The organism is Haloterrigena turkmenica DSM 5511, from assembly GCF_000025325.1.
Taxonomy (GTDB): Archaea; Halobacteriota; Halobacteria; order Halobacteriales; family Natrialbaceae; genus Haloterrigena; species Haloterrigena turkmenica.
The window spans coordinates 175662-195930 of record NC_013743.1; the positions used below are offsets into that span (position 1 = coordinate 175662).

Below are 20269 nucleotides of genomic sequence, written 5' to 3' on the forward strand. Positions count from 1 at the left end.
CGAGGATCGATTTAAAGGGCGTTCGATACGTCTCCCCGAGTATGCCACGGGCCACTCGAGACGGCGTGTCGATCTACTACGAGTACGACGAGAGCGAGGGCGACGGCACACCGGTCGTCTTCGTGCAGGGGCTGGGCTACGGGCGCTGGATGTGGCGCTGGCAGCGCGAGGCCGTCGCGGACGACCGGGACGTGATCGCGCCGGACAACCGCGGCACGGGCCGATCCGACGCCGGCCTCCCACCACTGCTCCCGCGCCTGCCGCGGAAACTCCGCGCGCCGCTGCTCTTCAAACTGGCTGGCTACTCGATCGGCGGCCTCGCCGCGGACCTCGAGGAAGTCCTCGCCGACGCCGGCATCCGCCGGGCCCACGTCGTCGGCGCGAGCATGGGCGGGATGATCGCCCAACGCTACGCGCTCGAGTACACGCGCGCAGAGACGCTGACGCTGTGCTGTACGAGCCACGGCGGCCCCGACGCAGTCCCGGTTCCCGACGAGACTCAGGAGTTCATCTTCGACGTCCCCGACGGCGCGAACGAGCGCGAGACGATCCGCCACCGGATGCGCCCCGCCTTCACCGAGCGATTCACGAATCGGAACCCGCACCTGATGGATCGGATCATCGAGTGGCGACTCGAGCAGGACGCCGACGATCCCGCTCGCGAGGCCCAGGCCGCGGCCGTCCTCGACTTCGACGTCAGCGATCGGCTCGAGGGGCTTCGGGTGCCGACGCTGGTGCTCCACGGGACCGACGACCGCGTGGTCCCCTTCGAGAACGGGCTGCTACTCGAGGAGGCGATTCCGAACGCGCGACTCGAGCGGTTCGAGGGCGGCTCGCACTGCTTTTTCATCGAGCACGCCGATCGGGTGAACGAGGAACTGCGGGCGTTTCTCGCCGACCACGACTGATCGCCCGGGACGATCGCGGCGAATCTACGCGGTCGGAGCGGCGCCGTCGTAGAACTGGATCCGACCGTCGCTTCGCACGCCGATTCCGTACCCCGCGTAGGCGAACCAGAGTTCGTGAGTGCCGGCGTCGGTTCGCCGGGCGTGGTCGATCAGCGAGTCTAACGCGTCCGGATCGACGACCTCGTAGAGGGGCTCGAGGTCGACCGGTCGATTGCCGGTAAGCGCCGCGACCGCCGTGATGACGGCCTCGCTGGCTCGCTCGCCGCCGTCCGGATCGAACGTCGTCGTGTACGCCGGCTCGTCCGCGTCGCTCGCATCCGTTGGATCGTCTGTGGAGGGCATGGCCTCGACTACTCGAGAGGGACTGGTAGCCTCCCACCTTCCCATATGATATTTTTAAGTAACGGGGTTCACTCGCGATCGCTGTCGCAATAGGCGACTGTCGCCGTCGACGGCCAACCGAGCCGCCCGACGGTTCGATTCAGTCGCTCTGGATGCGCGGTGCGAGCATGTAGGTGACCTGTCCCTGCCCCTCCGCGAAGCCGAAGTAGATCTTCACCGGGAACTCCTCGCCGAGGTGGAGCGTGACCTCCGTGTCCGAGGGAATCGCCTTGTTCATGTCCTTCAGGTAGTCCAGCGAGAACAGCGAGTGGGCCGGGCCGACCTGCAGGTCGATCAGATCCGCTTCGGTGAGTTCGAGGTGGACGTCGTCGGTGTCGCCCTCCGCGTCGACGTAGAAGTACTCCTCGCCCTCGTCGACGCCCAGCGCGATGTGATCGGAGACCATGTCGGCCGCCTTGACCGATCGGTTGACGTCTTTCCCCTCGAGGATGACCTCTGCGGGCAGATCGAGGTCCGGAATGTCCGGCTCCTGACGGATCGAGTCGGGGTCGATCAGCGCCAGGGTGTACTCGAGCCCCTCGATCTGAATCTGTAGCTTTCGCGTCTCTTCGTCGAGTTCGAGCTGGACGAGCTGGCCGGATTCGGCCATGCTCGCGATGTCCTCGAGCCGCGAGAGGTCGACGCCGATCAACCCGCCGTCGGCCTCGTAGGATTCGAACGCCGAGGCATCGAGCGAGAGGTCGACCATGCCGACGTTAGCGGGATCGACGGCCCGGATCTCGAGGCCGTCCTCCTCGAGGTGGATCTTGCACTCGTCGACCAGCACGCTGATCGAATCGAGCGCGCTGGTGAGCGTTTCCGCGCTCACGATGGCCTTGAACATATACGCCGGGCTACGGACGGTTGCCATAAAAAGCCACCCTTTACGCGCGGCTCCGCGGGGGTCGGCGACTCGCCTCCGGGCGTCTCGCCTTCAACCGAGCAGACCCGGCGTTCGTAACCGGACGGAACGGCGGTCGTCTGCGGACCGAAGACCGCCTCCTCGTGGCTCAGGACTCGATCTTCTCGACGATCTCGCGGGCCTGCTCCGCGGCCTTGTCCTCGCCGACGCTCTTTTTGATCAGGACGCTGGTCACCTCCCAGTCGTCCTCGCCCTCGACCTTCCCGGTCCGGACCTCGCTGCCCTCGGAGACGGACTCCGCCGGATTCTCCGCCCAGTCAGGCGTCCGGATCTCGTCGTACCTGTCCGGATCGCGGAACCGGACGTGGATGTAGTCGTCCTCCGTCTCCACCGCGTTCACGTCTGGCGTGTCGGCCATACGATATCCTCCACCGGCGGCGAGCCTAACGGTAGGCCCTGAATACGCCCCGTCTCGAGTCGATTCTCGAGGGCCGGGTCGGGTCGGAACCGACTGGATGCGTACGCAGGGCAACGAACGTTTGCCGAGGCGACGGTAGGTCGCCACCATGAGCGACCGCGAGTCCACCGCGTGGGAGTTCGAGACCGAGTTCGCTGACGTCCTCGAGGCGGTGCCCGACGAGCACCGCGATCCGGAGCGGTTCGTCCCCGGCGTCGGGCCGCTGTCGGCCGACGTGATGCTCGTCGGCGAGGCGCCGGGCGGTCAGGAAGTCGAGCAGGGCGAGCCGTTCGTCGGTCAGGCCGGCCAGCAACTGGACCGCGCCCTCGAGTCGATCGGCCACGATCGGCGCGAGCTGTACATCACCAACCTCGTGAAAGTGCGGCCGCCGGAGAACCGCGACCCCCACGTCGACGAGATCGAGGCCTGGTGGCCGGTGCTCGAGGCCGAACTCGAGCGCGTCGATCCCGTGGTCGTCGTCCCGATGGGCAGTTTCGCGACGGCCGAACTCCTCGAGACCGACGAGACGATCACGGACCTGCACGGCGAGGAATTCGAGCGCGAGGTGCCACCCGCCTCGCACGCCTCGAACGAGGAGGGTACCGGCTCCTCGAGCGAGGGAGGGGCCGACCCGGGAGAACGGACGGAGCGGATCGTCCGTCCGTCGTTTCACCCGGCCGCGGCGCTGTACGACCGGAGCAAGGTCGACGCGATCGAGTCGGACCTGCGGGCGGCCCTCGAGTCGGCCTGAGAGCCTCTCGTCGTCGGCCGCCGGCTGCGTTCGGCCGGCGAACGCCCGTGCAACTGCAGACACGAACGGCTTTTTCCGATCGGGCGAACCTCGAGGGGATGAGTCCGAGCTTTACCAGCGACGACGTCGATCTGGAGACCGCCTACGTGAGACGTCTCGGGTTTCGGACTGTCAGCCGGCCACCGTCGGTCTCGAGGGTGGACCGCCGTCTCGCCACACCTATCCGTACCGGGCCACTAGCCACCCCAAGAAGCGATTATGGCCCGCAAAGACGACTACTACAACAGGGCGAAACAGCAGGGCTACCGAAGCCGGGCGGCCTACAAGCTCAAACAGCTCGACGACCTCGAGAACGTCATCTCCGGGCACGACACGGTGGTCGACCTCGGCGCCGCCCCCGGCGGCTGGCTGCAGGTCGCCGCCGAGAAGGTCGGCCCGCAGGGGACCGTCATCGGCGTCGACCTCCAGCGGATCAAGGACTTAGAGGACGAGACGCTCAACGAGCGCGTCGAGACGATCCGCGGCGACATGACCGAGGAGAAGACCCGCGACCGCGTCACCGACGCCGCGGGCGGCTCCGTGGACGTGGTCGTCTCGGACATGGCGCCCAACATGTCCGGCGAGTACTCGCTCGATCAGGCCCGCTCGCTGTACCTCGCGCGCCAGGCCTTCGAGACCGCGCTCGAACTCCTCGAGTCCGGCGGCAACTTCGTCGTGAAGGTCTTCGAAGGCCCGGACGTCGATGACCTCCGAGCCGACATCGACGACGAGTTCCAGTACGTCCGCGCGACCGCGCCGAAGGCCAGCCGCGAGGAGTCCTCCGAGATCTATCTGATCGGGAAGGGCCGGCTCACCGCCCCCGTCCGGGAAGGCGACGAACTCGAGGTCGAGATCGTCGACGTCGGCAGCGAGGGCGACGGGATCGCGAGCGTCGACGGCTACCGCCTGTTCGTCCCCGACGCCGAGCCCGGCGACGTCGTCGACGTCCGCATCGAGGACGTCAAACCGAACTTCGGGTTCGCGGAGCCACTCGAGGAGGAGTGAGAGCGTCGACTCGCGACTCGATTCGTTCTGCGCTCGATTTCTGCTGCTGATGCCGTGTCGCACCGCTACTGTGTCTGTTCTCGTCGGAGCCGTCGTGACGACCCGCTCACTCCCGCTCGTCGGCCTCGAGTCGGTCGTGTCGCTCGTCGATCTCGTCTAACAGGTCGAGAGTCTTGCGAACCGACGCGCGGATCGCGTCGCTGCGGTTGACGAACTTGCCGTCGTCGCCGACGTGATCGTCCAGATCGTCCAGCAGTTCCTGTGGAATTTCGACGCTGATCTTCGGCATTTGCGTGATCGTTTGCAGGCGGCCGTCTTAACAGTCGCCGTCACGAGGGCGACCGACTACTCGGGGGTCGCGCCCGACTCGGGCTCGGGTTCCGGATCCGCCGGTTCGCCGCCGCTCCCGCCGCCGCCGAACAGGCGGCCGCCGGCGGTGAACACGTAGAGGAGGGCGAGTCCCAACAGGTACGTCAGCGCGAGCGGGATCGCCAGCATCAGCATCGTCAGGACGCCCTGTGGGCTGGCGAAGGCGGCGAGCGTGAAGATGCCGACGACGACGGGTCGCCAGCGCTCGAGCATCGTCCGGTAGCTGACGATGCCGCCGACGTGGAACAGCGCCATCGTGACGATGATGTTGAAGAGGAAGCCGACGCCGAGGGTCGTGTAGATCACCAGCCAGGAGAAGCTGTTGATCCGGTAGGAGACTTCCATCCCGTTCTGGATGGCGTCGGAGATGAGGTACGAGATGACCGACGGGGCGATCCAGTAGAACCCGGCGAGCAGCCCGGCGCCGAAGCCGAGGAACATCGCGAGCCCCCAGATGAGGAACACTCGCGCATCGCCCCGAACCAGTCCACGCTCCCTGGCCGCCGGCCAGCCCCAGTACATGATCAGGGGAACGACGGAGATGAACGCGAGGATCGTGCTCACCTTCACCATGAAGATCAGCACCTCGACGGGGTGGAGGGCGATGACCAGTCCCAGTTCCTCGAGCAGTTCCGTCGTCGACTCCGCGCCGGCGACCCCCGCGCCGCCCGAGACCTCTCGGAGGACCTCTTCGGGGACGCGGTCGACGAACTGGGCGAGGATGACCCCGAACCCGCCCTGATACAGCGCGAGGAACGAGGCGGCGAGGACGGCCATGAAGACGCCGACGATGTAGATCGCCTTCGAGGTGAGGCTGTTGACGATGAACGCGAGGTCGTAGGCGTAGCCGCCGATGTCGTCCTCGGTCGTCTCGTCCTCGGTGAACGCGTCGAGCATCCCCGCGGCGGTACTCGAGAAGACGCTCTCCTCGTCGTCACCGCCACTGCCGGCGGCCGCGGCGTCGCCGGCGGCCGCCGCGCCGGCCGCATCGCTCGCGGCGGTTCCGCCCTCACCGTCCGTCTCGTCGCCCGCCTGCTGTTCCTGCAGGGTGTCGAACCGGTCGAGGATCGCCTGCGCCTTCTCCCGGTTGTCGTCGTACATCGCCTGTCGGGAGTGGTCGAGGGCGTCTTCTTCCTCCATCGAGAGGAAGACCGTCGCCGGAATCTCCTCGATGTCCTCGGCCGAGAGCGTCTCGAAGTCGACGTCCTCGGGATCGTCGGCGTTTCGGAGGTCTCCCTCTCGGGGGTAGACCGGCGCCTGTAACACCCGGATCGTGTAGACCAGGAGGACGAGGAATCCGACCGCGGCGGCGACGGCGGCGCCGACGGCGACGTCACCGAGCAGGCCGTGTTCGGCCGCGTACGTCTCGAGACCAAGCGTTCCCTCGGGCCGGATCGGCGCCGGGAGCAGCGGGAAGACCGCTTCGTCTAAGGTGTCGGCACCGTCCTGATTGATGAACACGCTCGTTCCGACGGTGATGAGCGCCAGCACGCCGGCGAACTGGAGGAGGCGCCGTTTCATGAACGAGGTCCCCGTGTCGAGTTCGGCCGCGCCGCGCCGCCGGATGTTGGCGACGACCTTCGCGAGGCCGAGACTGAATCCGTAGAGGGCGACCAGCGGCAGCGCCCACATGACTAGCGTGAACGGGTCCGGCGGCGAGAAGGCCGCCCCGAAGACCGTGATGGCGACGACCGCGTGACGCCACTTGTCCCGGAACATCTCGTAGGAGACGATCTCGGTGTAGGACAGCACGCTCATCGCCAGCGGGAGTTGCGCCGCGAGCCCGAAGGAAATGGTCAGCAGGGCGATGAACTCGGTGAACTCCGTGATCCCCCAGCTCGGGGTGACGCCGGCGTCGTAGGCGACCGACCCGAGGAACTCGAAGGCGAAGGGGAAGAAGATGCCGTAGGCGTAGCCGACACCGATCCAGAACAGGGTGAACGAGGTCAGCGCGAAGAGGGCGATGTATCCCCGTGAGACGGGAAACGCCGAGTCGAAGCCGCGTCGGCGAAGCGTGTGTCGCGAGAAGAACAGCAGCGCTGGTATCGCGACGATGACGCCGACGAGCATTCCGATCTTCGCCTGTAAGAGGATGACCTCGAACGGCGTGCGGGTGATGATAGTGGTCGCTTCGGCGACCGTCTCGTTCATCTGCGCTTTCGCGGTCGCCTCGAGGAAGTCCCAGATGAAGACCCGAAGGGCGTAGAACGAGCCGATGAAGCCGATGACGAAGACGATGAATACCTTCTGGAGATGCGTTTGCGCGGTCGAGAGCATCACACCGATCGACTCCCGGCCGGCGTTGATGGCTTTAGCCGTATCTTCGTCGACGGCAGAACTCATTGATCGTCTGTGGCTAACTGACATCCAGTTATCAACCTTTCGAGTGCTGGAGGGCGGTTACGGGCTCGTGCTCGGCTTTCGTCGCTCTCGCAGGATGTCCGTAAGAAAAAGGCCTATAACCGGGGGCCCGTCATACCTCTATAGATGTCGGACGAGCCGGCGAACCGTGGGGACGCCGAAGGAACCACAGAGCCACAGGAGTCGCCCGGCGAGGGACCGCCGATCGACGACGGACGGCGCGACGAGCCGTCCATCGCGACCGACGGCGGTGATGAGTACGAGCCCGACGATCGGCCCGTCGAGACCGACGGCGAGGGCGTCGTCGGTGATCACGCCGATCACGGCGAGGCCGACTACCCCGACCCCGACGACGATATCGGCGGTATCTCGACGCCGCCGGACGACGAGGAGATGCCGCTTGCCGACCACATCGAGGAGATGGTGCTCCGGTTCGCGGTCGTCCTCCTGTTCGGGGCGACCGGAACCGCGATCGGACTGCTGGGAGCGTCGGAGGCTCTCGAGTTCATCTGGCTCGACGTCTTCCCGGCCCAGGCCGAGGAAGTGCCGCCGCCGCATATCTACCATCCCCTCGAACTGTGGATGACGCGGATCAAGCTCTCGGCGCTGCTGGGCATCATGGTGGCCCTGCCGACGTTCGTCTACGAGTGTTACAAGTTCATGAAGCCGGGGTTGTACCCCCACGAGCGCAAGTACTATCTGGCGTCCGTTCCGCTGAGCGTCGTTCTCGCCGCGCTGGGCATGCTGTTCTCGTACGTGCTCGTCTTGCCCGTCCTCTTCCAGTACTTCACGTACTACGCGGAGGGCAGCGCCGATATCGCGTACGCGCTCGGTGAAACGTTCGACCTGATCATCACGCTGACCGGCTTCCTCGCGATCGTCTTCCAGATTCCGCTCTTCATCATGCTCGCGATCATGATGGGCGTAACGACCCGCCGCTGGCTGGCCCAGAAGCGACTCTACTTCTGGGCGGGCTTTGCGGGACTGTCCTTCATGTTCACGATGGACCCGACCATGATGGCGCCCATCCTCGTGGCGGTCACGATGATCTTGCTGTTCGAGGGGACCCTCCTCGTCCTGAAGTGGGTCGGGCGGGACTGACCGTTCGGTCGGCGATCCTCGCGACGCGCCCGGGTTTTCCTGCGACCGTTTCGCTCGAGAGCGACCGCATTCGCGATCCCTCGAGCCGATCTCCGCGTCTGTGTGTCACTAGTCCCCATCATATGACCCGTCGATTCGTGGACGCCCGTCCGATCGCTCGCCCCGTCCGATGATTTCACGTCCTTATATTCTCCCTATCCATCCGTAGATTGATGGATAGCACTCTTTATCGGCTGAATAGTCACAGTTTGTAAACGATTACCGTTTAGTAGTCCCATACGTTCCCTATTCCTGTGAAAGAGTGTATGGAATTGGGCCAAACTCCTGCTGCAGAGTGTGATTGTAAATCACACCTCGGTCGTCTCGGGTCGGATCGGAGGTGGACCGCGTGACGGAGCTCGTACCGACGACGTGTATGCGGTGTGCGGTTGGCTGCGGACACGTCCATCGTCCCGTCGAACAGGGGTACGGCCTCGACGTCGTCCGCGGCGACGCCGCCCACCCGGTCAACAACGGGCTGGCCTGTCAGCGCGGTATCAACGAGTCCGTCGATCCCGGCGCCGAGTGGCTGACCCGTCCGCTCGTCCGCCGGAACGGTGAACTGGTGCCGACGACCTGGGAGACCGCCTTAGAGCGCGCCGCCGAAGGGCTCGACGCGGCCCTCGAGAGCGGCGACGGCGGTGAAGGGGTCGCCGTCCTCGGTAGCGGCCAGCAGACCAACGAGGCCGCCTACGCGCTGGGCAAACTCGCCCGCGGCGGCTTCGGCACGCCGTACTACGACGCTAACACGACGCTGTGTATGGCCTCGGCCGTCACGGCCTACTACGACGCCTTCGGGAGCGACGCGCCGCCGCCGACCTACGACGACATCCCCGAGGCCGAGACCCACCTCGTCTGGGGTGCGAACCCGGCCGCGGCCCACCCGGTCATGTTTCGGTGGATCAACCAATCGGCCGACGACGACGATTCGGAACTGATCGTCATCGATCCCATCGAAAGTGAGACCGCCGAGGTCGCAGACCACCACGTGCCCCTCTCGCCCGGCGGGGACCTCGACCTCGCCCGCGCCGTCCTCGCGCGCGTCGTCGAGACCGACCGCGTCGACGAGGCGTTCGTCGCCGAGGCGACTGACGGTTTCGACGCCCTCCGCGAGGATCTCCCGGACGCCGCCGAGGCCGCCGCGGCCGCCGGCGTCTCCCTCGAGGACGTCGATCGAATCGCCGCGGCGCTCGAGGATCCCACGCTCGTCTACTGGGGGATGGGAATCAACCAGAGCGTCAACGGCACCGCGGCGTCGGGCGCGCTGATCGATTGCTGTCTGGCGACGGGGAACCTCCGGCCCGGCTCGGGGCCGTTCTCGCTGACCGGCCAGGCTAACTCGATGGGAACCCGCGTCTGCTCCTCGAAGGGGTCCTGGCCCGGACAGCGCCCGTTCACCGATCCCGACCACCGCCGCGAGGTCGCCGAGACGTGGGGCGTTCCCGAATCCCGCCTGCCCGACGACCCTGGCCCCGGCCCGGTCGGGATCGTCGACGAGATCGGCGACGACGTCTCCGCCGTCTACGCCGTCGCGACCAACCCCGTCGCCGGCATGCCCGACGCCACCCGCGTCCGCGAACAGCTCGAGGACGCCTTCCTCGTCGTGCAGGACGCCTTCCGCAGCGAGACGGTCGAACTCGCCGACGTCGTGTTCCCCGCCGCGACGTGGGGCGAGTCGGAGGGGACGACGACCAACATGGAACGAACGGTCTCGCGCGTGCGCGCCGCGACGGAGACGCCGTCGGGCGTCAAGACCGACCTCGAGCTGATCGGCGACCTCGCCGACCGGCTCGTCCCCGACCTCTTCGACGACTCGCTCGAGCCCAACGCGGTCTTCGACGAACTGGCGGCGCTGACCGAGGGGACCCCCGCCGACCTCTCGGGGATCAGCTACGACCGCCTCGATGAGGAGGTGGCGGTTCGCTGGCCCGCGCCGGAACCGGACGTCTCGGGCGGCTACCGCTACTACGAGGAGCCGGCGACCGACGAGGAGGGCGAGGACGCCGACGCGACCGTCCGCGAAGAGTCGTGGTCGTTCCCGACCCCTTCCGGCCGCGCGCAGTTCTCGACGGGCGAGGCCCAGCCCCTGCCGGAGTCGACCGACGAGGAGTACCCCTTCACCCTGACGACGGCCCGGCGCCCCGACGCGTACAACTCCGGCGTCCGCGCGCGCGACGACGACCCCGTCGCCCGGGTCAGCCCCGCGACGGCCGCCGCGCTGGCCGACGAACTCGAGGCCCGTCCCGGCGAGTCCGACGAGGACGACCCCGCCGAGTACGCTCACGTCGTCTCCCGCCGGGGCTCGATCACCGTCCGTGTCGAGCGCGACGAGTCGATCCCCGACGGCGTGGTCTGGCTCCCGATCCACCAGCCCGCGGTCAACGAACTCACGCTCTCGGACGTCGACCCGCGCTCGAAGGAGCCCAACTTCAAACAGTGTGCGGTCCGCCTCGAGGCGCCTCGCGAGCAGGAGGCACGGGCGGTTGCGGAAGCGAGTGCCTGACGATGGCGGCCGTTTTCGGGTGTTCGATCGATGCGTGAGCGACCGCCGGAACCGCCCGACTCGAGCGACGCGTCTGCGCCGGCCGTCCGGGGGACGCCGCGGCGAGGCGTCGCTTCCGCGACCCTCGGATTTTTCGTCGGCTTCGCCGGCGTCGTCTGCTACGGGCCCGTCGCCTCGGAGTTTCAGGACGCGATGGGGCTCTCCGGGCTCTTGGTCGGGCTGCTCGTCGCCGCACCCCAACTGACCGGCTCCTTGCTCCGGATCCCCTTCGGGGCGTGGGTCGAGGACGTCGGCGCGAAGAAGCCGTTTCTGGTCCTGTTCGGCCTGTCGATCGTCGGAATGGGCGGCCTGTCGGCGCTCCTGCTGACGGCCTATCCGGACGGGCTCACGATGGCTCACTACCCGATCGTGTTCTTCTTCGGGGCGCTGTCGGGCTGTGGCATCGCGACGTTCTCCGTCGGGACCACCCAGACGTCGTACTGGTATCCCTCGGAGAAACAGGGGACGGTACTCGCGGTTTTCGGCGGGCTCGGCAACACGTCGCCGGGGCTGTTCACGCTCGTCCTCCCCGTCGCGCTGGCCGTGCTCGGCCTGACGGGCGCGTACCTCGCGTGGTTCGCGTTCCTGATCGTCGGGACCGTCGCCTACGCGTCCTACGCCGTCGACGCTCCCTACTTCCAGTTCGTCAAGCGGGGCGTCGAGGAGCGCGAGGCCCGACGGCGCGCCGAGGCCTGCGGACAGGACCTCTTTCCCGGCGGCGACGCGATGGCCTCGATCCGGGGCGCCGCGAGCATCCCCCGGACGTGGATCCTCGTCGCGCTGTTCTTCACGTCCTTCGGCGGCTTCCTCGCGCTGACGACCTGGCTCCCGTCGTACTGGCAGGCCGTCCACGGCGTCGACGTGCGGACCGCCGGCGCGCTCACGGCGGTCGCCTTCACGCTGCTCGCGGCGGTGATTCGCGTCCCGGGCGGGATCGTCAGCGACCGGCTCGGCGGCGAGCCGACTGCGATCGTCAGCTTCGGCGCGATCGCGCTCGCGACGCTGCTGCTCGTCGTCACCCGCGAGTTCGTCCTCGCCGTCGCCGCGACGATCCTGCTCGGAGCGGGCATGGGCGTCGCCAGCGCGGCCGTCTTCCAGTTGGTGCCGAAATACGTTCCCGACGCCGTCGGCGGTGCCTCGGGGCTGGTCGGCGGCATCGGCGCTTTCGGCGGGTTCGTCATCCCGCCGATCCTCGGTCTCTTCGTCGACCTGCAGGGGACGCCGGGCTACGCGACCGGCTTCGTCGTCTTCCTCGGCCTCGGGGTCGCCTCGATCGGTCTCTCGAGCGGGCTCTACCGAACCCGTTCGGCGCTCGTTCCCGCCGATTCGTCGGCGCCCGCCAACGACTGACCGACCGCGTTTCGATCGCGGGTCGATTGCTGACCGAATTTCCGTATTTCGATACCAGTAGCTGGTATTACGACCTCTTTACTCAGCGTGGAGCGTGAAATTCGCGTTCAGGACAGTCGACGGTGTTACCGGACCGGCCATCTACCTTTCAGATGGCTGTCGGAAACGGTGTGCTGAATACAGAGGGTGTATCTAGTAAGGAGCGTTCGTTTCTTCCGGTTCCGCTGCGCCGAACGCCCCGTTGAGTAGATATGCAGACTGAGATTACTAGCTCTACGAAACGACTTTAGGTCTCCCAAAAAATGTGCGGTACCTGAAAGGTATATGGTCGTCGAGCGACTACTACCTATGAGATGAGTTCCCAAGAGACGACCGTCCGTCAACAGGCCGGCACCGTCGACGAAAACGCGCTCCGGCTCGATCAGGACAAAGCCGAACAGATAGTCGAGGCACTGAACTCCGAACTGGCGAACTCGTACGTCCTCTACCACCAGCTCAAGAAGCACCACTGGGTCGTCGAGGGCGCCGAGTTCCTGCCGCTCCACGAGTTCCTCGAGGAGGCCTACGAGCACGTCGAAGAGGGTGCCGACCACATCGCCGAGCGCGCCCAGGCGCTGGGCGGCGTTCCCGTCTCCGGCCCGTCGAACCTCGAGGAGCGCGCCACCGTCGAGTTCGAGGGCGAGGACGTCTACGACGTCCGCACGATGTTCGAGAACGACCTCGAGATGTACGGTGACATCATCGAGTCGATGCGCGGCAGCATCGAACTCGCCGAGAACCTCGGCGACCCCGCCACCGGTGAGATGCTGCGCGAGATCCTCGTCCACCTCGAGGAGGACGGTCACCACTTCGAACACTACCTCGAAGACGACACGCTCGTCCTCGAGAGTGCGCTTCACTGAACAGGTGACCTAAATGGCACAGAAACAAGGCCGACTCGTCCGGGAACCCGATACGGGCGAGCGCCGTCAGGAGTGGGGCACTATCGCAGAGAACGCGCTCCGGGTCGACCCTGCCGACGCCGAGGTGATCGTCGACGCCTTGAGCGTCGACCACGCAGGATCGTTCAACCTGTTCTACCTGCTTCGAAAGCATTACTGGACCGCTGCAGGCGCCGAACACGAGGCGGTCGCTGACTTCCTCGAGGATGCCTACAAGCGCGTTCGCGAGATGAACGACGACCTCGCAATTCGGATCGTCGAACTCGGGGGGATTCCCCCAAATACGCCGCCGACACTTCAGGACCGGGCCGAAGTCCATCTCGAGGCAGAGGATCTCTACGACCTTCGTACCTCCCTGGACGGCGATCTCGAGGGGTACGCGACCCTGATCGTCAGTATGCGCGACCACATCGCTCTCGCAGAAGAACGGGGCGATCCGGGGACGGGCGAACTGCTCCGCGACCACCTCGAAGCCCTCGAAGAAGACGCCCACGTCATCGAGCAACTACTCGAAGCCGAGACGCTCGTTCAAGCGGAGGTGCTGCAGGACCGATGACGAGTACACCACATCTCCGACGACCCGACCCGTCTCACGTCCGTCAAGAGTGGGGGACGGTAGCCGAGAATTCGCTCCGTCTGGAACGGGACGTGGCTGAACAGCTGGTCACAGCCCTGAACAGCGAAATATCTGGGCTGTACATCCTCTTCAATCAGGTGCGCAAGCATTACTGGCTCGCCGAGGGAGCCGAGTGGGGACCGATCAGTGATTTTCTCGAGGATGCTGCCGACCGGCTCACGGAGATGACCGACGACATCGCCATTCGGATCACCGCACTCGGCGGTGTTCCGGCCTGCGGGCCGATGGGTATCCGCCAACACGCGCCGATATTCATCGAAGAAGCACATCACTACGACGTCCGCTCGTCGCTCGAGCGTGACCTCGACGGGTATGCGACGCTCGCGGTGCAGTGGCGTGAACATATCGAACTGGCGGACCAGCTCGGCGATGTAGCGACGAGCGAACTCTTGCGTCGCCATCTGAAGACACTCGAAGCGGACGCGCACGTCCTCGATCGATACCTTGCCGACGATACGCTCGTTCTGCGCGACGCGACCGGGTGAATCGTTTCGGGGACTACCTCCTGGCATTCGCTTTATCAGCCTGTCTCCCGTTCCCGCCGATACTCGGGACTGAGGTCACCGACGGTTGGTCCGGTGTGCGAAAGAACACGTCCCGATTGAGAGGCTGTTATGTGACCGCGAGTTCGACTCGATGAGCGCCTTTTAGGCGCTCTCGAACCCCCATATGAACACTGATCAGGTAGACACAGACTGCCACGATGTCGCTGTTGAGTCCGCAGTAGTCAGCGTCGACGCTGGAAACCGCTCGACTCGGTTTCGAGAATCCTTCTGAATAACGAACGTACGCCAATTCACTGATACCGAACTGGACGACCGTTCGCCCGCTCGAGGCAGTGCAGTTCGTGCGGACACTCTACCACTGTTCCCCAACGAACCGAAGCTACGTCTCGCGCGCAACGAAGGTCCGTTCGCGCTCTGATCGGCGCTCGCCGCCGGCCCCCTCCCGGTCAGGGGTCCGATCACCGTTTCGAATCGACCAATTGCCACGTCGCTCGAGTCGGATATACGCCCTAATACACATCATATCCCATTGGAGATGCTACGTTCGACGCTGGAACGGGAGGAAAAATACCCATATGTAAACGATTAGTGTTATATGGTTTAGAGACCTGACGTAAAAACGTGAATTGGATCATGTTTGGAGAGGAAATTCGCGTATGTGGTTCCAATCGTTCGATCGAGGTGGTCGGCAATGGTGCATAAGAAAGAAGAACAGAAGGAAGACTGCTACGGCGACGAAGTGCGGGAACACATCGAGCGGTTCGCCGAGAACGGCGGCTTCGAGGCCATCCCGGACGACGAGATCGACAAATGGACCACCCGGTTCAAGTTCTGGGGCGTGTTCCAGCAGCGCTCCGGCCAGGAAGAGTACTTCATGATGCGGCTGACCAACGCCAGCGGCATCTTGGAGCCGGAACAGCTGCGCCGCATCGGCGAAGTCGCGAAGGAGTACGCGAAGGGTCCCGTCGCAAATCCCGAATTCGGGAATGGGTGGATCGACCTGACGACCCGACAGTCCGTCCAGCTCCACTGGCTCAAACTCGAGGATATCCCCGAGATCTGGGAACAGCTCGAGGCCGTCGGCGTCCACTCCCGCTCGGCGGGCGGTGATACGATGCGCAACATCTCCGGCTGCCCGCTCCACGGCAAGGCCGAGGAGTTCGTCGAAGCCGGTCCCCTGCTCGAGCGCTTCGAGGAGGAGCTTCGCAAGGACGACGCGCTCGCGAACATGCCCCGGAAGTTCAACATCAGCGCGTCGGGCTGTACGGTCGGCTGCGCACAGGACTCGCTGAACGACATCGGGTTCGAGCCGGCGACCAAGGAGATCGACGTCTCCGGCGGAGCCGGAGGCTCGTCGGACTCGTCCGACGGTGGCGAAGAAGTTCGAGGATTCAACGTCCGCATCGGCGGCGGGCTCGGCGGCCGCCAGCCCCGCGCCGCGACGCCGCTCGATATCTTCGTCCGGCCCGAAAACGCCTACGAGGTCGGCCGCGGCTTCGTCGAACTCTACCACGACTACGGCAACCGGCAGAACCGCTCGAAGAATCGCGCCCGGTTCTTCGCCGAGGACTGGGGGATGGAGAAGATCCGCGAGACGCTCCAGGAGGAGTACGTCGACTTCGAAATGCACACCGCCGGGGAGGACTTCCGCGAGGAGTACACCTACAACGCCGGCCGCCCCGTCGAGGACGGTCAGCACGACCACGTCGGTGTCGGCGACCAGAAGGACGGACAGAACTACGTCGGCCTGAGCGTTCCCGTCGGCCGGCTCCCGGCCGAGGACGCCATCGAACTGGCCGATCTGGCCGACGAGTACGGCTCCGGCGAGGTCCGGCTGACCCGCCGCCAGAACCCCGTCATCGTCGACGTCGCCGACGAGGACCTCGAGGAGCTGCTCGCGGAACCGATCCTCGAGGAGTACCCCGCCGAGCCGAGCCCCTTCGAGCGCGGGGCGATGGCCTGTACCGGCACCGAGTTCTGCTCGATCGCGCTGACCGAGACGAAGGGTCGGATGGCCCGCATGCTGCGCTGGTTCAACAAGAACGTCGAGCTGCCCGACGACGTCGGCAAGATCAAGATGCACTACTCCGGCTGTACGGCCGACTGCGGCCAAGCGATGACCGCCGACATCGGCCTGCAGGGCATGCGCGCGCGCAAGAACGGTGAGATGGTCGAAGCCTTCGATATCGGCGTCGGCGGCGGCGTCGGCGAGGACCCCTCCTTCATCGACTGGATTCAACAGCGCGTGCCCGCCGACGAGGCCCCCGGCGCGATCCGGAACCTGCTCGAGGCCTACGCGGCTCATCGTAGCGAGGGCCAGGCGTTCCGCGAGTGGGTCGAGGCGACGGGCGAGGAACAGCTCGTCGAGTTCTGCGAACCCGAGGAGACCGACTTCGAGGCCCCGTACATGGACGACGCCAAGCAGTCTTGGTACCCCTTCGCCGAGAGCGAGTCCGCGGCGGCCGCCGCCGGCGAGGGATCCGTGGCCCCGTCCGACGACTGACTCGAGCATCGCCGCGACTTCGGTCGTACGAGCGTCGCCCGGTGTTATTCGTTTCTTCGCCTCCCGTGACTACGGCGCCGAGCGCTGCCGATAGGTGATTTTACCCTCGTGTAGCCGAAATAACAAGATATGGCTGCCGAGGATCGGGCGACGCGTCACGAGTTCTCCCGGACGACGACCGCGGGGCTCGCGATCGCGCTGTTCGGACTCCCGCTTCTTTCCGGCGCGACTCGAGCGCTTCGGATCGATCTCCATCCGCTGGTGACGATCGCGGCCCAATGGGCGCTCCTCGGACTCGTCGTCGGAATCACGATCGAGATCGAAGGGCGATCGCTCCGGTCGCTCGGCGTCCGGCAACCGTCTCGGCGCGACGCGGTCCCGCTGCTCGTCGCGGCGGTGCTGGGGTTCTTCGCGCTGGCGGCGACCGGGCCGTTGATCGACGCGCTCGGCCTTCCGGAACGTCGAGTGACTGGACTGGACGTCGATCGAGTCGGCGTCGGAGTCGCGGTCGCGTTCGCGGTCACGGTCGGTGTCGTCGAGGAGGTGCTGTATCGCGGCTACGCGATCGAGCGCCTCGCCGAACGTACCGGGAGCGCGCGGCTGGCCGGTGTGATCTCGTGGGCGGCGTTCACCCTCTCTCACGCCGTCGGCTGGCGCCTCGGTGATCTCCTACAGGTCTCGCTGGCCGCGCTCGTCTTCACGCTCGCCTATCTGTATCGGCGCTCGCTGGTTCCCGTCGTCGGGGCCCACATCGCGATCTGGCTGTTCGGTGTTCTCGGTGCGGTCTACGGCTAACGATCCCGGACCGTGGTGGGGCGAGGACGCCGATCGTCAGCGGTGTTCCCGCGTTCGCTCGTAGGCGTAATCGAGCGCGTCCTCGAGCGATCCCGGGCCGTCGTAGTTGGCCGAGAAGAGGTCCATGAAGTCGCGAGCGATGCTGTTACAGCGTTCGAACGTGAGGACGGTCCGGACGCGGATCGTCTCGGAGAGATCGAGCCCGGGGTAGCTCGTCGCGGTCAGCGCGTATCCGGGATGATCCTCTCCGTCGAGCGACGCCGGGGCGACCTTCAGCCGCAGGTCGCCTGATTCGTGACGATACGTCCGATACTGCATTTCCCGATCGGTGTCGACCGGGGAATAGGTCCGACTCTCTTCCGTGTTCCACGCAGACGGCACGTCGGCGTCCATCATCCAACGATACCGACCCGAGTGCCACGTCCGTATCGAAATGAGCAATATTCCCGGACGTTGGTTCAGAAACTACACTACTGGGAGGTTTCCCCCGTCAAACACGATTATATTCTGGAAGGACGTCCAGATGGGAGAAGTGAATCGACTGGATCTCGAAATCGAAGACGAGAATCGGGTCGGAATCGATTCCGAAACGACCCTCGAGTTTCGATTCCGAGACGAACCGCGTCGGACCGACGATCAGTCGTCGCTCCGGGAGCGTGAGTCCGCGGCGAAGACGTCCTCGACGAGCGGCTCGTCGCTGCCGGCGGCGGATTCGTCGTTCTGGGTTCCGCCGGCCCGTTCGCCGTCGCCGTCGGTTCCGGGCTCCGTCTCGCTCTCGGGACTGACGCTCCCAGTCCGGTACCCGTGTAAGTCGAGCGTGACGTGGTCGAATCCCAGTTCCGACAGCTCCTCGCGGACCGTCTCCGCGAACTCGCGGGTCAGCGCCCGCTCGAGTTCCTCCGGCGCGACCTCGATGCGCGCTAGCCCGTCGTGGTCGCGGACGCGAAACTGATCGAACCCCCACTGGCGCAGCAGGGCTTCGGCGTGCTCGACGCGAGTCAGCCGCTCCTCGGTGACCTCGAGGCCCGTCGGGATCCGCGAGGAGAGGCAGGCCATCGACGGCTTGTCGGCGACCGAGAGGCCGTAGCGGTCGGCGATCTCGCGGACCTCCTCCTTGGTGACGTCGTGGGCCAGTAGCGGCGAGTGGACCTCGAGTTCCTCGACGGCTTGCAGGCCGGGACGGTGTCCCGCGCCGGGGTCGTCCGCGTTGGTGCCGTCACAGACCGTCTCGACCCCGACCTCGCGGGCCGTCTCGAGCATCTCGCCCAGCCGCATCGTCCGGCAGTGATAGCAGCGATCGTCGTCGTTCTCGACGAAGTCGTCGCTCTCGAGTTCGGAGAAGGAGACGATCTCGTGTCGGATGCCGATCTCGTCGGCGACCCGTCTGGCGTCCTCGAGTTCCGCCTCGGGGAGCGTCTCGCTCTTCGCGGTGCAGGCGACCGCGTCCTCCCCGAGCGCGTCGTGGGCGAGCGCGGCCACGACGCTCGAGTCGACCCCGCCGGAGAACGCGACCAGCACGCCGTCCCGCCCCGCGAGGTCCTCGCGCGCGGCCTCGAGTTTCGCCTCGAGCGTTGTCATGGCCCGTGGTTCGCACCCGAGCGGCAAAAGCGCGTTGTCGTCGGGCCGGCTCCGACGATCGCTGGATCGGCCTCGTTCAGACCTCAATCGGACGATCCCGTTCGGCGCTCTCTGCCAGCGCGTCGATGACGCGCATGTTCGCGATCGCCTCCTCGCCGTCGGTCCGCGGCGGCCGATCGTTCTCGACGCTCGAGGCGAATTCCTCGATCTCGAGGCTGTACTGGTCGATCGCATCGAACGTCTCGACGGCGTGTCGGCCGTCGATCCGGTACTCGAGTTCCAGGGGTTCGTCCGTCGGCGCGTCGAAGGCGTCGCGGACCTCGAGCCAGCCGTTTTCCGCCTCGACGCGGTAGCGCTGCACCTTCTGCGTGTCGAACCCGGACGCGACGCGCGCGGATGAGCCGTCGTCGTACTCCAAGATTCCGGCCAGTTCCGTGTCCACGCCGGCCCCGCGGGAGTCGTCCGCGTGCGCGTAAGCGCGCTCTGGTTCGCCGAGGATCTGTCGGACCAGCGAGACCGGGTAACAGCCGACGTCCATCAGGCTCCCGCCGTCGAGGTCGGGCGAGAGCCGAACGTCGTCCGGGCGGTCGAACAGCGGGAACTTGAACGCGGCCGTCACGGAGCGGACGTCCTCGAGTTTGTCTTGAGCCAGTTCGATCGCCCGCTCGGTCCGCGGGTGATACAGGTACATGAACCCCTCCATCAGGGTCACGCCTCGATCCTCGCAGTGTTCGACGACCTCGCGGGCCTCCCCGGCGTCGACCGTCAGGGGCTTCTCACAGAGGACGTCGAGGCCGGCGTCGGCCGCGCGCTTCGTCCACTGGGCGTGCAGGCCGTTGGGCAGGGGAATGTAGACGGCGTCGATGTTCGCGTCCGCGATGAGGTCGTCGTACCCCTCGTAGGACTCGTCGATCCCGTGGTCGTCCGCGAAGGTCCGCGCGCGTTCACCGTCCCGCGAGGCGACGGCCGTGGCCTCGTGGTCGGTCGCCTCGAGGGCGGGGAGAAACGCTTTCCGGGCGATACCGGCCGTGCTGAGTACGCCGAAATCCATACGCTCCCTTGCCCGACCGTCCTCAAATATTCCCGCATTGGACACGATCGGGGCCGTCACCACCCGGGAACTGCACTCGCGTCGGATCGAGGG

At 66.1% G+C, this 20269-nt stretch carries 19 protein-coding genes; 11 read left to right on the forward strand and 8 right to left on the reverse strand.

Going from position 1 to position 20269, the window contains the following annotated elements; all coding sequences use genetic code 11:
• Positions 1-41 precede the first annotated feature (41 nt).
• Positions 42-908, forward strand: coding sequence for an alpha/beta fold hydrolase (locus HTUR_RS00790; protein ID WP_012941392.1), 867 nt, complete (start codon positions 42-44; stop codon positions 906-908).
• Positions 909-932: 24 nt separating this feature from the next.
• Here HTUR_RS00790 and HTUR_RS00795 read toward each other — a convergent pair whose 3' ends face one another.
• The 3 genes from HTUR_RS00795 to HTUR_RS00805 all read right to left on the reverse strand — a co-directional run bounded on the left by HTUR_RS00795 (position 933) and on the right by HTUR_RS00805 (position 2569).
• Positions 933-1250, reverse strand: coding sequence for a HalOD1 output domain-containing protein (locus tag HTUR_RS00795; RefSeq protein ID WP_012941393.1), 318 nt, complete (start codon positions 1248-1250; stop codon positions 933-935).
• A gap of 139 nt (positions 1251-1389) precedes the next feature.
• Positions 1390-2133 (reverse strand): DNA polymerase sliding clamp, encoded by a 744-nt coding sequence (locus HTUR_RS00800; protein WP_012941394.1) that lies wholly within the window; start codon positions 2131-2133, stop codon positions 1390-1392.
• 166 nt (positions 2134-2299) lie between these two features.
• On the reverse strand, positions 2300-2569 hold the full coding sequence (locus tag HTUR_RS00805; RefSeq protein ID WP_012941395.1) for a hypothetical protein: 270 nt from the start codon (positions 2567-2569) through the stop codon (positions 2300-2302).
• Between the two features lie 148 nt (positions 2570-2717).
• Here HTUR_RS00805 and HTUR_RS00810 point away from each other — a divergent pair, with 148 nt between their 5' ends.
• Positions 2718-3359, forward strand: a complete 642-nt coding sequence (locus tag HTUR_RS00810; protein WP_012941396.1) for a uracil-DNA glycosylase — start codon at positions 2718-2720, stop codon at positions 3357-3359.
• 258 nt (positions 3360-3617) lie between these two features.
• Positions 3618-4403, forward strand: coding sequence for a 23S rRNA (uridine(2552)-2'-O)-methyltransferase (locus HTUR_RS00815; RefSeq protein ID WP_012941397.1), 786 nt, complete (start codon positions 3618-3620; stop codon positions 4401-4403).
• Positions 4404-4509: 106 nt separating this feature from the next.
• Here HTUR_RS00815 and HTUR_RS00820 read toward each other — a convergent pair whose 3' ends face one another.
• Positions 4510-4692: a hypothetical protein gene (locus HTUR_RS00820; protein WP_008893061.1), complete on the reverse strand. Its 183-nt coding sequence runs from the start codon at positions 4690-4692 to the stop codon at positions 4510-4512.
• A gap of 56 nt (positions 4693-4748) precedes the next feature.
• A complete protein-coding gene (locus HTUR_RS00825; RefSeq protein ID WP_012941398.1) occupies positions 4749-7115 on the reverse strand; it encodes a twin-arginine translocase subunit TatC in 2367 nt (788 codons plus the stop codon).
• Between the two features lie 144 nt (positions 7116-7259).
• On the opposite strand from HTUR_RS00825, the gene tatC reads away from it, so the two are divergent.
• The 8 genes from tatC to HTUR_RS00865 all read left to right on the forward strand — a co-directional run bounded on the left by tatC (position 7260) and on the right by HTUR_RS00865 (position 17547).
• On the forward strand, positions 7260-8234 hold the full coding sequence (gene tatC / locus HTUR_RS00830) for a twin-arginine translocase subunit TatC (RefSeq protein WP_012941399.1): 975 nt from the start codon (positions 7260-7262) through the stop codon (positions 8232-8234).
• Between the two features lie 388 nt (positions 8235-8622).
• Positions 8623-10776 carry an assimilatory nitrate reductase NasA gene (gene nasA, locus HTUR_RS00835; protein ID WP_081443480.1) on the forward strand — a complete coding sequence of 718 codons (2154 nt, stop codon included), beginning with the start codon at positions 8623-8625 and terminating at the stop codon, positions 10774-10776.
• 30 nt (positions 10777-10806) lie between these two features.
• Positions 10807-12165: an MFS transporter gene (locus tag HTUR_RS00840; protein WP_012941401.1), complete on the forward strand. Its 1359-nt coding sequence runs from the start codon at positions 10807-10809 to the stop codon at positions 12163-12165.
• 353 nt (positions 12166-12518) lie between these two features.
• Positions 12519-13067 (forward strand): DNA starvation/stationary phase protection protein DpsA, encoded by a 549-nt coding sequence (dpsA, locus tag HTUR_RS00845; RefSeq protein WP_012941402.1) that lies wholly within the window; start codon positions 12519-12521, stop codon positions 13065-13067.
• A gap of 13 nt (positions 13068-13080) precedes the next feature.
• The gene (gene dpsA, locus HTUR_RS00850; protein WP_012941403.1) at positions 13081-13662 is read left to right on the forward strand and encodes a DNA starvation/stationary phase protection protein DpsA; all 582 of its coding nucleotides are present in this window, start codon (positions 13081-13083) and stop codon (positions 13660-13662) included.
• Positions 13659-14228: a DNA starvation/stationary phase protection protein DpsA gene (gene dpsA, locus HTUR_RS00855; protein ID WP_012941404.1), complete on the forward strand. Its 570-nt coding sequence runs from the start codon at positions 13659-13661 to the stop codon at positions 14226-14228. Before dpsA (HTUR_RS00850) ends, dpsA (HTUR_RS00855) begins: the two co-directional genes overlap by 4 nt.
• 712 nt (positions 14229-14940) lie before the next feature.
• Positions 14941-16752, forward strand: coding sequence for a nitrite/sulfite reductase (locus tag HTUR_RS00860; RefSeq protein WP_012941405.1), 1812 nt, complete (start codon positions 14941-14943; stop codon positions 16750-16752).
• A gap of 129 nt (positions 16753-16881) precedes the next feature.
• Positions 16882-17547 (forward strand): CPBP family intramembrane glutamic endopeptidase, encoded by a 666-nt coding sequence (locus HTUR_RS00865; protein ID WP_012941406.1) that lies wholly within the window; start codon positions 16882-16884, stop codon positions 17545-17547.
• Positions 17548-17583: 36 nt separating this feature from the next.
• Here the strand turns inward: HTUR_RS00865 and HTUR_RS00870 are convergent, their stop codons facing one another.
• The 3 genes from HTUR_RS00870 to HTUR_RS00880 all read right to left on the reverse strand — a co-directional run bounded on the left by HTUR_RS00870 (position 17584) and on the right by HTUR_RS00880 (position 20176).
• On the reverse strand, positions 17584-17940 hold the full coding sequence (locus tag HTUR_RS00870) for a hypothetical protein (RefSeq protein WP_049941559.1): 357 nt from the start codon (positions 17938-17940) through the stop codon (positions 17584-17586).
• Positions 17941-18183: 243 nt separating this feature from the next.
• Positions 18184-19125: an ATP-dependent sacrificial sulfur transferase LarE gene (gene larE / locus HTUR_RS00875; protein WP_012941408.1), complete on the reverse strand. Its 942-nt coding sequence runs from the start codon at positions 19123-19125 to the stop codon at positions 18184-18186.
• A gap of 76 nt (positions 19126-19201) precedes the next feature.
• Complete coding sequence (locus HTUR_RS00880) at positions 19202-20176, reverse strand: Gfo/Idh/MocA family protein (RefSeq protein ID WP_012941409.1); 975 nt, start codon at positions 20174-20176, stop codon at positions 19202-19204.
• Positions 20177-20269 lie beyond the last annotated feature (93 nt).

Coding starts and splice junctions, on each gene's coding strand:
- tatC (WP_012941399.1), top strand. CDS start 7,260: ATGTCGGACGAGCCGGCGAACCGTGGGGACGCCGAAGGAACCACAGAG.
- dpsA (WP_012941402.1), top strand. CDS start 12,519: ATGAGTTCCCAAGAGACGACCGTCCGTCAACAGGCCGGCACCGTCGAC.
- dpsA (WP_012941403.1), top strand. CDS start 13,081: ATGGCACAGAAACAAGGCCGACTCGTCCGGGAACCCGATACGGGCGAG.
- HTUR_RS00820 (WP_008893061.1), bottom strand. CDS start 4,692: ATGCCGAAGATCAGCGTCGAAATTCCACAGGAACTGCTGGACGATCTG.
- HTUR_RS00870 (WP_049941559.1), bottom strand. CDS start 17,940: ATGGACGCCGACGTGCCGTCTGCGTGGAACACGGAAGAGAGTCGGACC.
- HTUR_RS00800 (WP_012941394.1), bottom strand. CDS start 2,133: ATGTTCAAGGCCATCGTGAGCGCGGAAACGCTCACCAGCGCGCTCGAT.
- HTUR_RS00810 (WP_012941396.1), top strand. CDS start 2,718: ATGAGCGACCGCGAGTCCACCGCGTGGGAGTTCGAGACCGAGTTCGCT.
- HTUR_RS00815 (WP_012941397.1), top strand. CDS start 3,618: ATGGCCCGCAAAGACGACTACTACAACAGGGCGAAACAGCAGGGCTAC.
- HTUR_RS00795 (WP_012941393.1), bottom strand. CDS start 1,250: ATGCCCTCCACAGACGATCCAACGGATGCGAGCGACGCGGACGAGCCG.
- HTUR_RS00790 (WP_012941392.1), top strand. CDS start 42: ATGCCACGGGCCACTCGAGACGGCGTGTCGATCTACTACGAGTACGAC.
- HTUR_RS00805 (WP_012941395.1), bottom strand. CDS start 2,569: ATGGCCGACACGCCAGACGTGAACGCGGTGGAGACGGAGGACGACTAC.
- HTUR_RS00840 (WP_012941401.1), top strand. CDS start 10,807: ATGCGTGAGCGACCGCCGGAACCGCCCGACTCGAGCGACGCGTCTGCG.
- HTUR_RS00825 (WP_012941398.1), bottom strand. CDS start 7,115: ATGAGTTCTGCCGTCGACGAAGATACGGCTAAAGCCATCAACGCCGGC.
- HTUR_RS00865 (WP_012941406.1), top strand. CDS start 16,882: ATGGCTGCCGAGGATCGGGCGACGCGTCACGAGTTCTCCCGGACGACG.
- larE (WP_012941408.1), bottom strand. CDS start 19,125: ATGACAACGCTCGAGGCGAAACTCGAGGCCGCGCGCGAGGACCTCGCG.
- HTUR_RS00880 (WP_012941409.1), bottom strand. CDS start 20,176: ATGGATTTCGGCGTACTCAGCACGGCCGGTATCGCCCGGAAAGCGTTT.
- HTUR_RS00860 (WP_012941405.1), top strand. CDS start 14,941: ATGGTGCATAAGAAAGAAGAACAGAAGGAAGACTGCTACGGCGACGAA.
- dpsA (WP_012941404.1), top strand. CDS start 13,659: ATGACGAGTACACCACATCTCCGACGACCCGACCCGTCTCACGTCCGT.